Source organism: Pseudomonas sp. PAMC 26793 (assembly GCF_000313235.1).
Taxonomy (GTDB): domain Bacteria; phylum Pseudomonadota; class Gammaproteobacteria; order Pseudomonadales; family Pseudomonadaceae; genus Aquipseudomonas; species Aquipseudomonas yamanorum.
The window spans coordinates 156,018-169,257 of sequence record NZ_AMXG01000051.1; the positions used below are offsets into that span (position 1 = coordinate 156,018).

Sequence of the window (13,240 nt, forward strand, 5' to 3'; positions counted from 1 at the left end):
AAACCTCCACGGTAAACGGGCTGCAATCAATTCGACAGGTTCTCATCGCCAGCAGTGTTTCGGCGTGCAATCCGCACCGTCGTCACGCCGGAGTAACGCTGCGGTCTTCCGCCCAGGTTGACGAACCAATAGACTTTTACGATGTGATTGAGGTTATCCAGCACAAATTTTGCCGGCACCCTGACCCGTGCCTCACCTGGAGTATTGACACGCACAAGCATTTCGATGCGAGTGCCCGGGCCAAACCAGTGCAAGCGAATATCCCGGCCAAGCGGCGGGTCGGGAATGGTGACCCAGGCGCCGTCTGGCACCAGATCCGGGTCAAGCCGGTGGCCGATGACCCTTTCCACCACGGGCGCCGCCATGGGCGCCCAGCGCTCGCCCACCAGCAGGGTTTTGCGCGCGGATTGCCCCAGCAACCGGGGAGGCGCGCGGCTATCCGTGGCTTCGTAGTACATCTGCGAAGGGCGCCCTTCAAAGCGCCTGGCTTGTGCGCCCGGCACATGGAACTCAAGCACGTTGTGTTCCGGACGTTCACCGGCACTGCGGCTGAAACGGTACTCCACGGCACTCTCCGCGTCGGGTACCAGCCAGACCAGGGTGATCAGGTCGGTGGGTTTCCAGCTTTCCTGATAAGGCACGTAGGCGTAACCATCCAGAGGTACGGGTTGCACGTGGGCGAAGGGTTGCACCTCGTTCATGTACGGCGCGGGCCATGGCGCGACCACGCCCTGAACCGTTACGTAGTCGGCGATCGAGTGCAGCGTTAGGCCTTCGACGAACTTGTGAAGGGTGTATTGCACCTTGGCGTGGCCCTGGACCAGCTTCGCCACCAGGTCATGGCTTATCGGGAACTCAAATAATTTATTGCTTTGGTCCACCCGTTTTTTTTCGTTGTAGGTGATGATATTTCCCTGGGCATCGGTGCCCTGGAAGAAAAACTCCAGCGTGTCGTTAGGCGAGAAGTAGTTGGGATCGGCATAGACATTCGCCGTGACCGATTTTCCCTCGAGTTTCGCCAGATCGATCACCCGGGTTTGCGGATCGGCCTCGTTGATAAACGGTTCATACAGGAAGTCGTCCCGGGCAAAGACCCTCACTTCACTGGCTGCCGACCAGGGTGCAGAAGGGTCGGAGTAGTTTCCGGTGTGTCCACGCACCTGAAACTGCACGCTCAACCGATCACTATCGCCAGCAGCGATGATTTTTTCGTAGGGCACGACCAGGATGAGGGGGCGCCGTAGGTCACTATCACTGATCGAATAGATCACTTGTTGATCGCCCCAGCACAGCACCACGCGGTCCCCGACGGCAATGAAGGGGTAGTGCAGCACTTCGACCTCGATACCCTCGCGGGCGCGCTTGTTGCTGACGCCGTTAACCACCACGTCGGCAGGCAGTTTAAAGACCAATCCCTGGTGCCCCGGCGTCGTGACGTCGGGGTCGGGGCCGCCAGGCATGTTCAGGTCAACCCGCAGGCGCAGGGCCTGGGTCGACTCGCCGGTGACGTTGTTCCGGCATACCAGTGGGTCAATCAACAGCGGCCTGATACTGGCAGAGGGAAGCAGCAGCGGTAGCCGAGCCTGTTGCAAGTCGCCAGGCTGGACAAAGGTATGAGCCACTGGTATCAGCGGGTCGTTGCTGAACAATTCGAGCAAATCACCGTTGGCCATCCTGGAGGACGTTTGCACGTAAACCATTTGGGGCGTCTGTATATTTCTGAGACCCAGGCTACCGTCAATGCCCACATCGCCGGCATTGGCAGGAAATAATCCTGGCACGTCAAGGCTGCCTAATTCAGCTGTGGGTTGGGGTACGTCTGTAATAACTGTGGACATCGCAGTGACTCCTTTCTGGATGGCCCCCTTCGAGGCGTGCCAAGTGCGTAAGTTATAAGTTACGTATACGACTTCGTTGCGTGATGGTCGGCTGATTCCGAGTAATCATTAGAGCGCTCGGACCAGGATATCGTCGACTTCATAATCATTGCCCTCATGGGTAGGGTAGTGACTATTGACATTAAGAGTGATCGAAACGTTATTGGTGGTGAACACCCCGCGAACAGTGACCCATTCATAGGGAGTTGAAAGAGTTACCTGTGACGTAATTACACCCTCTGAAGTACTGAGTGAAAGGATGGGAGCAAAATACCAACCTTCAAATCTTCGAGCGCTCAGTGAAAATTCGTAACGACGCCCTAGCACTACATTGTTAAAAGTTTTACTTAAAATGACTCCGGCCTTATTGCCGGGCGGATAGGTATAGTTGTGGAAGACCGTGTTTCCATCATAGGTCCTGAATGCAATATCTCTATCATCACTAAGTGCAGGTCCTCGAGCCCAGCCATTTAAATTGCTTCCGGTGAAAGTGGTATGATCATTTTGACCAGGAGTACTTTGAATCATTAATACGTAAATTTGTGAAAAGCGTCGAGGAACATTGGCCCTGGCCAAGTCGTATATGATCCGCACCGAACTGCCTATATCGCCATCGACAAAACGGCGCTCTATTGGGATTAGAAGTGCCGTTCCTGCTTGCTCTCTACTGACTTTCACCTCAACTGATGTATCCAAGGCATCACCGTCCCAAGTTAATGTGATGACGTCACCTTCAATGCTATCTGTGAGTGGAATAGTTACCGTCACGTGGGTGTCAATAGTTGCGGGATCGAGACTGTTGCCGAAAGTTTTTTCAACAATCACTGCGGGCAACGTTCTTGCAAGCTCTCCCACCACAAGCTGCAGGCGCAGCGACTGGTGATGGGGCGTGCGATCGATACGCTCGTAGTACACCTCGACGGGCAACGTATTAAAGCGTTGGACTTGCTCCCTCGGAACCGTAAAGCTCAAGCGCCGGTCTTCTGGAATGGCTTCCAGAAATATTTCTTCAGAAAAGTTAACCGAATGAGCGACCCAAACGACGCGAATTCGCGTGCCTGGTGTCCAACCATCCTGTGCACTAAATCTCATGGTGGCATCAGAGGTCGGGGCGAGCTGCCCGTCAGGTGCCTGGTCGATGGTGGGGGCCGGCCAGTCCCTCTGTTGCCCGATAACCTGTACACGCACTTTCCTTGACGGATACCAGGTATCGGTCACGATCTTGTACATCTCGTAATACATGATCGCGATTCCACCCGCGATGGCTCTGAGCAACTCATTCTCGATTTCGAACTCCATCAAGTGATTGATGCGGTCGACGAATCTGCTTTCGGTATGAAAGAAGGGTAGGTTTTGGATGTCGCGGCCCTGCCACTCCAACCTCACCGTGTCACCCACCTCAAAAAAATCAGGGTCGGTCCACAGATAAACCAATTGCGCCGCTCCCCCGAGTTCTTCCATGTCGACGGTCTCCCCCGGCTGCTCCAGCCAGGGCCCTCGTGGCCGATAGACCCCAAGGTTGACGTTGACCCGACTAATTTCGGACCAGTTGGCGTTGGTATTGGGGGCAGGGTAGTTGCCGCCCATATCGATGATTTGCATCGCCACCGGCAGCGTCTCTTCGTAGTCGTCATGCCTGATTACGTCTGCGGTGACGACGACGTCAAAAGAGCGCATCACCTCCTTTTGTGAAACGACGTACGAGACTATTTGGGAGCCCCAGGCAATCAAACAGGTATCACCCTCCGCCATGTTTTCGTAGGGCTCCACTTTAAGCACTACACCTCGTTCGGCTCTCCTCTCATCCACATGGCTGCCGGCGGCCAGGTCTTCGGGCAGGGCAAACACCAGGCCTTGATTACCGGGGGTATCCGGGTCCGGATCCGGGTCTCCAGGGCGGTCACGCTTGACCCGCAGCTTCAAGGGTCTGGTTTTAGAGGGGTTGCCGCTGGGGCGCCTTATGATGCAGTAGACTTCGGCCCAATCCGCCAGAACCTGCTCTTTAGGGACCATCAGATCGAAATACCGGTTTCCCTGGTTCTGAGGTTGGATGACGATATAGTCCACGGGCAGTACGGGATCGCTCCAGTAGAGGTAGATCTGGGTGTTTAACGGCAGTACCGCCGGACGCACCAGCGTCACCACCAGGTCGTGTTCGACATGCCGCAGGCCTATACCGCCGTCATAGTCGCCAAAGCCTTTGAGCGGTGGGTACAGGTCGTCGATAAATACCGGACCTATCATGTCGTATTCTTCGTCAGCGAGCGGGTGCTCAGAATCTATTTCCGGTACACGAGACATGGCGGAGCCTCCACCGTCGAAGGGTGCTGTTGATGGTCAAAAAGCCAGGTTCAAACTTCTGCGGCCGGAGGGCCAATCTGGACTACCTGGAGTTCGGACTCGTTTATGTCTGCCGTGGCGTTCAGAAATTGTTCCGGCTCATAGACGTAATAGAGCTCAGGGGTGAGGCGGTTGAACCTCAAGAGGTCCCTGTAGGGAATCAGGCGGCGTATCGGTATGCCTTCCGGCACATTGCCGACGGTAAACCGGTCGGTATACAAGGTGACCTGGTTACTGCCCGGCAACACGTGACGCAAGATCAGCTCGATTTTGTCTGTGGGGTTGCGCCATGCGTACCACGGGATCTCCACGGCAGCGCCACTCGTGGGAATAGGGTTGAGCACATGGTTGGTGTGGTTCAGGAAGAACGGTGCCAGTAGCCGCACAATCACATCCACCACCTGTGCGGTGGCAAATTTCGAATACCGCGTTGGAAAACCGGTCTTGAGCAGCAAGTAGCTGATTTCCACTCTGCCCCCAGCACACGCGCGCACCTTTTCATTGGGGATGAAGAAGTCTTCCGCTCTGCCGGCAAACTCAATGGGAATGTATTTTTCTTCCAATACAACGCCGCCCAGCTTCGGATAGCCACGGTAGGTGACGTGGTAGGTGTGACCCGCAGGGCCTTGATGGGGGGGCAGGTAGAGCTGTATATGCAAAGGCTGGCCATTCAGCCGCTCAAGGTCGATATAACCTGCAACATCCTGGGTATTAAAAATAGGTGCAGCCAGAGTGTCGCGATCAAGGTCTATCAGCACCGGAATGTTCCGCGAACGAGGCGTGGAAACATTGCCGACCAAGTCCGCCACGTTAAAGCTCACCAGCCGGTTGTTGCCGTTACCGGCCTCAACAATACCGTCACGGCTGATTGCTATCACTGTCTGTTTGCCGACACCCGAGACCTGCTGGCGCGGAGCATTGTAGTTGCCGAACCTCAGCGCGATCAGATCGCCGTTATCCATCTCCGGGTAGGGATCGATGGTGACCGTGACCAGCCTGGATTGAAACTCACGGATTTCGAGGTAGTTAGGCTTGAAGTTGAGTTCGGAGTGGCCTGGGATAATATGATTGTTGTCGTCGCCTGCGGGGCGGGTTCTTTTGACCAATACATTCAATGGATTGGAGGTATCGGAGTCTGGGCCGCCTTCGTAATGCACCACGTAGCCCAGCGTCACGCTTCCTTCGGGCAAGCGACTGTCGGGAATCGCAAACGTGAAGCTGTCGTCCGCCTCTTCTCCCGGCAGCAGCTTTTTTCGGCCAGGACGATCAAGCCCTGCAGCGGCGTTTTTTCTTTGGGGCCGATCAAGCCCGGCATCAAGACTACCTCGATTCTGTCCTTAGGCTTCGCACGCCAGTTTTTGTACACGATCACGGTCAGGCCATGGGTCAGTAACCGCACGGGGATCCCGCCAGCGTAGTTAGCAAACCCCGGCGACATGCCCGGAATAAGCAATTGATCAAGAGACTTGGGTTTAGCCACGGATGTCTTGGCTTTCTTGGTAGGCATGGCGTTTTCCGTTCAGGCAGTGGTTAGGCGTCACAGGAACCGTTCCTGGCTTTGGATTTATCAAATACCTGCGGTAGAGGGTTGGCTACTGTCAGAATTAACAGGTGCCGACGAATGGTAATTTGCACGCGCTGGCCCACAGACAGCCCTGTCTGAGTGCACCTGCTACCTGTGAACTCTGACAGTAGTCATGGGGCTCGTTTAGGCGTTTGATTGGGTTTAACTGCCTCTGCGCCCAGAGCTAGATAATCTGACAAGGAGCCTGGTCATGGCTAAGCCCCCCACGCCTGTAAACCTCTTGCCTGTCGTAGACATCCCTCTATTGCAACCGCCGATTGACGACGATGTAGAGCGCGCTGATGGTGGTATTGGCTTGCGGCATGTCGAACATCCTCTTGTGGTGCACATGGATCGTCCCGATAACACACCCGACGGCACCGTATTCGAATTGTTCTGGGGCAATACCGAGCGACCCGTGGCCGTCAACTTTATACGCGAGGGAGACGAACAGCTAAGCCGTATCCCGTTCACGGTACCGCTGGATGAAATCCACGAAGACTGGGCTGATCCAGTGTTCGCGAAGGTGATCCGCGTCGAGGGCGGGGGTGAGAACAGTGAGACAAGGCGATTACGTTTGCGCGTCAATCTGCAACGTCCAGGGGGGCGAGATCCCGACAGCGATATGCCAGGCCATCAGAATCTGGTACTTGAGTTGCCTGCGGATGTAGTGAGGGATGGAATCAGCGACGCGCGGGCTCATCTCGGTGTCGAGGTGGTTTGCAGGTATTGGGAAAATATGGCGGCCTACGATCTCATCATCCTGGCCCGGGGTTCCGAAATTATCACTTACCGGGTTCAGCCGGACCAGGTCCGACGGGATATTCCCCTCTTCATTGACCATGCAACCATCCTTGCGGCGGGGAACGGCGAAATCATTCCGGTAGGGTTCCAGGTCATCGGACCGACCGGTAACTACCCGGACGAATGGGCGCGATGGTCAGCCACACAGTTTATTGATGTGTATACCGATACCATCCGTCCTGATGCCCCCCGGGTAGTGAGCCCCGCTACCGAGAGGGACATAGATCTTGCTGACCTGGGTAATCAAAATGTAAGCGTCGAGATTTACATCAATCAAACTGACGCCCGCCTGTACAGCCTGGCAACCCTTTTTTGGGCTGGCAAGGACAGTGAGGGTGGACCCGTTCCCTACGCACAAAGCCAGGATCTATCCGGGTATGGGCCTTATGAGTTTGAAGTGCACAACACGGTGATTACCGCGATCGCTCAGGGAACCGCTGTTGTGTATTTTGTGCTGCAGGGGGAGGGGGTGCCAGACAAACGTTCAAATAACCGCCACCTTAGAGTTGTGGGCGAGCTGGCGCAGTTGCCGGCACCCGAAATATATGAAGCGCTGGACGGTGATCTGGATCCGAATCTACCTTGGGCGACCGTGCTATTTGCGCCACAGGACATTTGGCCGGGGGACGCTCTTCTCGAAGTCGTGTTTGAAGCCGGCGGTCCTAATGGGACTATCGAGCACCGGCTTGGGCGGCGTGTGAATGAGGTGCCGCTTACCCCTGGAGGGGAAATGTACTTTCGGGTGTACACCGTTGATCTCAAGCGGTTTGAAGGTTATTCAGCCCAGGTGTATTACGTATTCAGCAGAACTACGGTAGATCGACAAAACTCCTTGCGCCTGCCAGTGCAAGTGGGTGCAGTGACGCGGGATATGCCAAAGCCGATTATTGAAAATGCTTCTGGCGGTTATCTGGATGCCAGCAACGTCAAGGATTACGTCAAGGTTTTTGCACCTTTTACCGACACGCTTCGTTATGACTGGATTGGTATGCGCTGGCTGGGGGACCGCGCGCGTGCTCAAGTAAAAGTTCAGGTCGCTGTCAACGGTGATACTACCGAGCATGATATTGGGCGTCACTTTGTTATAAATAACTTGAATAGCCAGGTAACTGTTTATTACACGCTTGAGCGCGAAGGGCAGCGACGGCGTTATTCAAGTGCCACCATTATAGATGTCGTCACGGGATTCAAAAAAGACCTAACAGACTTCAATGACAGAGATCTAAATGGTTGGAGAGCTGCTTTGGAAGGAAAGTTTGAGTTTCTTCAAAGTGGCCAAGGGTATTATCTTCGGTATACAGGGTCGGAGTGGGCCAGTAGCGCGATAATGAAAACTTATCCCCCTTCAACTTTAATGCCTGGCCATAGTTATGAAATCAGCTTTGACTATTTAGGTGGCGAACAAATGTTTGTTGAAGTTCCTGCGGCAGATTTTAGATTTGACTTTCCTCGTGCAACTATCTGGACAAAGGTGAGCAAGGTATTTACCGTTTCGACAGCGTACACTGGCGAGATTTCTGTATATATCGGCACTTATAGGAAAGGCGTGCAGTTCTCAATAGATAATATAAGCATACTGCCGGTTTGAGAGCGAATAGGGAAGTTGTGAGTGCTACATGCTCATTATTTGATAATGCCTCGATCTCAATAAAGCAGGAAGATTTACATGGCAGAATATCTCTTCCCGCTTTTACAAAACCATCCTAATGGATACGTTCACTTGCTTCCCATGCGAGCAACTCCGATAACGGGGGCATTGTCCACTTCGTGCAAGGTTGGAACAAGCGGAGAAGGTCAACGAGCTATTGCTTGAGTTCCCAGAGCGAACGTAAACGTCGCCCCACGCCCAACCACCTCCACCAACCGAATTTCCCGCCCATGCAACTGCAAAATCCGATGAACAATCCTCAACCCCAACCCCCCATCCCGCCGTGCACCGCCAATGGTGAACGCCCGCAGGAATAACCCTTCACGCAGTTCCGCGTCAATCCCCGGCCCACTGTCACTGACGGTCACTTCAACCCGATCCCCCTTGGGCGCAAGCGTGACCTGAATATCCCCGTTCACCGGGGTATGCCGCAGCGCGTTATCCAGCAGGTTGGTCAGCACCCGTTCAATCAACCCAAGATCCGCAAACACCGTCGGTACCTGCGGCGGCAGGCTGGCAATCAGGGTGATGCCGCGCGCCTCAGCCGTCAGTTCGAATTTCTGAAAGATGTCCTGCACCAAATCCGGCAGGGAAAAGCCCTCGATCACAGGCTGCACAAAACCATGTTCCAACCGCACCAGCTCCAGCAGCGATTGTGCCAAACCACCGACCTTGCGGCTCTGGTCCAGTGCAATGCCCAGGTAACGCCGACGGTCTTCGGGGCTCAGGCTGGCATCTTTCAGCGACAGGGTTTCCAGGTAGCCATGCAGCGAAGCCAGCGGCGTACGCAGGTCGTGGGAGATGTTGGCGACCATCTCTCGACGTTCCTGGTCCTGATGGGTGAGGGCACGCCATTGCTCGCCCAGGCGGTTTTCCATCTGGTTGAAGGCCTGGTCGAGCACGGCAATTTCGTCCTGGCTCGACGGGGCTGTGGCCACGGGCTGCTGGACTTTCGGCGCACCGTTGATATCGAACTGGCCGACTTTCTCGGTCAGCAGGCGCAGGGGCCGGGTGATCCAGGCGAAGGCGGTCAAGCCGGCCAGCAGACACAGGAGCGCTACCAGGGCGATGGACCACAGCGCGATATTCAGGGCCACGCTGGTGGCGTCCTGGGCATCGAACAGGTCATGGGCCTCGCCCAGCAGCACCACGTACAGGTAGCCGGTTTGCTGGCCATTGACCTTGAGCGGCGCGGCGCTGAAAACCTTGAGCCCGTCGACGCTGCGCGGGTCATCGCCCACGATCGGCAACCGGGCGCCGCTGAGGAATCGGCGAATCGGCTCCAGGTTCACCTGGTCACGGCGCAAGTGCCCGCTGGGCGCGGCATTGCCCACCACCCGGCCATTGATGTCCAGCAGGTACACCTCGACACTCGGGTTAACCAGCATCAACTGGCTGAACAGGTTGCGCACCGCATCGGGCTTGAGGCCGTCGGCGTCCATCAACTGGGTGTCGCGGGCGATATGGGCCGCCAGATCGCGGGACAGGCCTTGCACCACCTCCAGTTCATGCATGTGGTTGGAGCGCACTTGCAACCAGGCCGAGGTGCCGCTGCAAATCAGCAGCAACAGCGCAAACACCAACGACAGGCGCTGGGTAAGGGTCAGTTTCATGACGCTTGCTCGGCGAATTTGTAGCCACGGCCCCACACCGTGAGGATGCGCGCCGGGTTGGCCGGGTCGGTCTCGACCTTGGCCCGCAGGCGATTGATATGGGTGTTGACCGTGTGTTCGTAGCCCTCGTGACTGTAGCCCCACACGGCGTTGAGCAGGTCCATGCGCGAGAAGACTTTGCCCGGCTGGCGCGCGAAGAAATACAGCAGGTCGAACTCCCGTGGCGTGAGGTCAAGGCGCTGGCTTTGCAGGGTGGCTTCGCGGGTCAGCGGGTTGATGAACAACTGGCCGAGGTCGAGGCTGCCGGCGTCCATCTTCAGGTTGCGGGCCATGGCATCCACCCGGCGCAGCAAGGCTTTGACCCGTGCCACCAGCTCGGGCATCGAGAACGGTTTGGACAGGTAGTCGTCGGCCCCCAGCTCCAGGCCGAGGATGCGGTGCAATTCACTGGAGCGGGCGCTGGTGATGATGATCGGCGTGTAGCGCGTCATGGCTCGGGCGCGGCGGCAGATTTCCAGGCCGTCGACACCGGGCAGCATCAGGTCGAGGATCAACGCATCCCAGCCGCCTTGTTCCAGCAGTTGTACGGCCTCGTTACCGTCGGCGCTGTGCACCACCTCAAACTGCTCGTCCCGCAGGTGCAGGCAGATCAAATCGGCAATGTGCGCATCGTCCTCGACCACCAGGACACGTTTGGGCTGATCCATTGGCAAAACCTTTTCTCGTGATTCGCGCATTGTGCGGGTTTTGCAACAGTGTAGTTATCACGAATTGTTTAACTCTACGTGAGGATTCCGCGACCAGACCGGGCCTAACCTTACTCATCGCAATGGCATAAGTACGCAACCCCATTGTGGCGAGGGAGCTTGCTCCCGCTGGGTCGCGCAGCGGCCCCAAAAAAACCGGGAGCGCTACGCACTCCAGCGGGAGCAAGCTCCCTCGCCACAGTTTGTTTGTCAGCCATAGGGGGCGCCAGCCATCAGCACTTGTGTGAGGAGAAAGTCATGTATACGCGTCGACAAATGCTGCTGGCCGGCGGCGGCCTTGGGCTTGCGGTAATCGCCGGTGGCCTGCTGCAAAAAATCAATGCCGGGCCCGCCCTGATTGCCGTAGCCGAAGCCGCCGAACATTTCGAAGTCAGTCACACCGACGCCGAATGGCGCACCCTGCTGACCGCCGAGCAATACGCGATCCTGCGGGAGCAGGGCACCGAACGCCCCTACAGCAGCGCCCTCAACAGCGAGCATCGCAACGGCACTTTCGCCTGCGCCGGTTGCGCACTGCCGCTGTATGCCTCCGCCACCAAATTTGAAAGCCACACCGGCTGGCCCAGCTTCTGGCAACCCCTGGAAAACGCTGTGGCCAGCCACGTCGACACTTCCTTCGGTGTGGAACGCAAGGAAATCCATTGCCGGCGCTGCGGCGGTCATCAGGGCCATGTGTTCGATGACGGCCCGGCTCCCACCGGCCTGCGCTATTGCATGAACGGCGCAGCCATGACGTTCACTGCGGCTTAATTCAATGTCGACTTATAAGGGAATACCCCATGTGGCTTTTGGTTCTCGCGTATCTGGGCGGCGTGCTGACGATTGTCAGCCCGTGCATCCTGCCGGTTCTGCCTTTTGTCTTCGCTCGCACCGGGCAGCCGTTTTTGCGCAGTGGCTTGCCGCTGCTGCTGGGGATGGCGATGACGTTCGCCCTGGTCGCCTCGCTCGCGGCGGTGGGCGGCGGTTGGGTGGTGCAAGTCAATCAGTACGGTCGTTGGCTCGCGTTGCTGTTTGTTGCGCTATTCGGGCTGACCTTGCTGCTGCCCAGTCTGTCGGAACGCCTGACCCGGCCACTGGTGGCAGCGGGCAGTCGCCTGTCGGAAGCCGCCGGGGCCGATTCGCGGCCGCGTCCGGGCGCTTCATTCCTGATCGGCGTGGCCACCGGGCTGCTGTGGGCACCGTGCGCCGGGCCCATCCTGGGGTTGGTGCTGACGGGCGCCGCGCTGCAAGGCGCCAGTATCGGCACTACCTTGCTCTTGCTGGCCTACGCCGCAGGTGCTGCCACCTCCCTGGCCTTGGCGTTGCTGGTCGGCGGTAAAGTCTTCGGTTTCATGAAGCGCTCCCTGGGCGCAGGTGAATGGCTGCGCCGTGGCCTGGGTGCGCTGATGCTGGCGGGTGTGGCGGCGATTGCCCTGGGCCTGGACACCGGCATCCTGGCACGCTTGTCGACGGCGTCGACCGGTGGCCTGGAACAAAGCCTGGTGGAAAAACTCAGCGCCAAGCCTGAACAGAAGAGCGGGGCGATGATGGCCGGTGGCGCCATGATGGCCGCCAACCACAGCGACACGCTGCCGGTGGAAGGCCAGTTGCCAGCGCTGGACGGCGCCGTGCAATGGCTCAACTCCGAGCCACTGACTGCCGAGGCGTTGAAGGGCAAGGTGGTGCTGGTGGATTTCTGGACCTACTCCTGCATCAACTGCCTGCGCACCTTGCCGTACGTCAAGGCCTGGGCCGAGAAGTACCGCGACCAGGGCCTGGTGGTGATCGGTGTGCACGCTCCGGAATTCGCTTTCGAGCGCGACGTGAACAACGTCACCAAGGCCATGAAGGACCTGGGCATCACCTACCCGGTGGCCATCGATAACAACTACAAGATCTGGCGCGCGTTCAATAACCAGTACTGGCCGGCGCACTACTTTGCCGATGCCAAGGGCCAGATTCGCTACCACCATTTTGGCGAGGGTGACTACGCCGAGTCCGAACGGGTGATCCAGCAACTGCTGCGTGAGGCAGGCGCTACCAAGGTCGCAGGCGGCTTGATCGAAGCGGACGCCAAGGGCATCCAGGCCGCACCGGACATGAACGAAGTGCAGTCGCCGGAAACCTACCTGGGCTTCCAGCGCGCCGAGAACTTCGTGACCACCGGCACCCTGGGTACCGACAAAGTCGTGAACTACCCGGCAGCCGGCAATCTCGCGCTGAATAACTGGACCCTGGAAGGCCAATGGAATGTCGGCGGCCAGCAAGCCACCCTCGCGGCGGCCCACGGCAAGATCGTCTACCGCTTCCACGCCCGTGACCTGCACCTGGTGCTGGGCCCAGGCGCCGACGGCAAGCCGGTGCGCTTCAAGGTCAGCATAGACGGGCAGGCGCCGGGGGATGCCCATGGCACCGACGTCGCCCCGGATGGCAGCGGCACCGTGACCGAACAGCGCTTGTACCAGCTTGTTCGTCAGCCGGGCGCGGTCATGGACCGGACCTTCACTATCGAGTTTCTTGATCCGCAAGTGGCGGCCTACGCCTTCACCTTCGGCTAACCCATAGCGAAATTTTGCAGAGTTAACCCGATCAATGTGGGAGCTGGCTTGCCTGGGATAGCGATGTTGAATTCACCGCCGCCATCGCAG

9 protein-coding genes are annotated in these 13,240 nt (G+C 57.5%); 3 read left to right on the forward strand and 6 right to left on the reverse strand.

The window, feature by feature from the left end:
- Window positions 1-26: 26 nt before the first annotated feature.
- The 4 genes from D109_RS0127500 to D109_RS0127515 all read right to left on the reverse strand — a co-directional run bounded on the left by D109_RS0127500 (window position 27) and on the right by D109_RS0127515 (window position 5,724).
- Window positions 27-1,700: a hypothetical protein gene (locus D109_RS0127500; RefSeq protein ID WP_152416417.1), complete on the reverse strand. Its 1,674-nt coding sequence runs from the start codon at window positions 1,698-1,700 to the stop codon at window positions 27-29.
- A gap of 246 nt (window positions 1,701-1,946) precedes the next feature.
- A complete protein-coding gene (locus tag D109_RS0127505) occupies window positions 1,947-4,178 on the reverse strand; it encodes a hypothetical protein (protein ID WP_017479731.1) in 2,232 nt (743 codons plus the stop codon).
- Between the two features lie 50 nt (window positions 4,179-4,228).
- Window positions 4,229-5,392 carry a hypothetical protein gene (locus D109_RS0127510; RefSeq protein WP_017479732.1) on the reverse strand — a complete coding sequence of 388 codons (1,164 nt, stop codon included), beginning with the start codon at window positions 5,390-5,392 and terminating at the stop codon, window positions 4,229-4,231.
- Window positions 5,389-5,724 carry a hypothetical protein gene (locus D109_RS0127515; protein ID WP_017479733.1) on the reverse strand — a complete coding sequence of 112 codons (336 nt, stop codon included), beginning with the start codon at window positions 5,722-5,724 and terminating at the stop codon, window positions 5,389-5,391. The genes D109_RS0127510 and D109_RS0127515 overlap by 4 nt, the downstream gene beginning before the upstream one ends.
- Window positions 5,725-5,992: 268 nt before the next feature.
- Here D109_RS0127515 and D109_RS0127520 point away from each other — a divergent pair, with 268 nt between their 5' ends.
- Window positions 5,993-8,173: a hypothetical protein gene (locus D109_RS0127520; protein WP_017479734.1), complete on the forward strand. Its 2,181-nt coding sequence runs from the start codon at window positions 5,993-5,995 to the stop codon at window positions 8,171-8,173.
- Between the two features lie 206 nt (window positions 8,174-8,379).
- Here the strand turns inward: D109_RS0127520 and D109_RS0127525 are convergent, their stop codons facing one another.
- Both D109_RS0127525 and D109_RS0127530 read right to left on the reverse strand, forming a co-directional pair.
- Window positions 8,380-9,846 carry a sensor histidine kinase KdpD gene (locus tag D109_RS0127525; protein ID WP_017479735.1) on the reverse strand — a complete coding sequence of 489 codons (1,467 nt, stop codon included), beginning with the start codon at window positions 9,844-9,846 and terminating at the stop codon, window positions 8,380-8,382.
- Window positions 9,843-10,553 carry a response regulator transcription factor gene (locus D109_RS0127530; protein WP_017479736.1) on the reverse strand — a complete coding sequence of 237 codons (711 nt, stop codon included), beginning with the start codon at window positions 10,551-10,553 and terminating at the stop codon, window positions 9,843-9,845. Before D109_RS0127530 ends, D109_RS0127525 begins: the two co-directional genes overlap by 4 nt.
- 297 nt (window positions 10,554-10,850) lie before the next feature.
- Here D109_RS0127530 and msrB point away from each other — a divergent pair, with 297 nt between their 5' ends.
- Both msrB and D109_RS0127540 read left to right on the forward strand, forming a co-directional pair.
- The gene (gene msrB, locus D109_RS0127535; protein ID WP_026078258.1) at window positions 10,851-11,363 is read left to right on the forward strand and encodes a peptide-methionine (R)-S-oxide reductase MsrB; all 513 of its coding nucleotides are present in this window, start codon (window positions 10,851-10,853) and stop codon (window positions 11,361-11,363) included.
- Window positions 11,364-11,392: 29 nt separating this feature from the next.
- A complete protein-coding gene (locus D109_RS0127540) occupies window positions 11,393-13,150 on the forward strand; it encodes a cytochrome c biogenesis protein DipZ (RefSeq protein ID WP_017479738.1) in 1,758 nt (585 codons plus the stop codon).
- Window positions 13,151-13,240: the final 90 nt, after the last annotated feature.

What these genes read in the sequence shown, in the direction of transcription:
- D109_RS0127500 (WP_152416417.1), bottom strand. Translation starts at nt 1,700, where the DNA reads ATGGTTTACGTGCAAACGTCCTCCAGGATGGCCAACGGTGATTTGCTC.
- D109_RS0127505 (WP_017479731.1), bottom strand. Translation starts at nt 4,178, where the DNA reads ATGTCTCGTGTACCGGAAATAGATTCTGAGCACCCGCTCGCTGACGAA.
- D109_RS0127515 (WP_017479733.1), bottom strand. Translation starts at nt 5,724, where the DNA reads ATGCCTACCAAGAAAGCCAAGACATCCGTGGCTAAACCCAAGTCTCTT.
- D109_RS0127520 (WP_017479734.1), top strand. Translation starts at nt 5,993, where the DNA reads ATGGCTAAGCCCCCCACGCCTGTAAACCTCTTGCCTGTCGTAGACATC.
- D109_RS0127525 (WP_017479735.1), bottom strand. Translation starts at nt 9,846, where the DNA reads ATGAAACTGACCCTTACCCAGCGCCTGTCGTTGGTGTTTGCGCTGTTG.
- D109_RS0127530 (WP_017479736.1), bottom strand. Translation starts at nt 10,553, where the DNA reads ATGGATCAGCCCAAACGTGTCCTGGTGGTCGAGGACGATGCGCACATT.
- msrB (WP_026078258.1), top strand. Translation starts at nt 10,851, where the DNA reads ATGTATACGCGTCGACAAATGCTGCTGGCCGGCGGCGGCCTTGGGCTT.
- D109_RS0127540 (WP_017479738.1), top strand. Translation starts at nt 11,393, where the DNA reads ATGTGGCTTTTGGTTCTCGCGTATCTGGGCGGCGTGCTGACGATTGTC.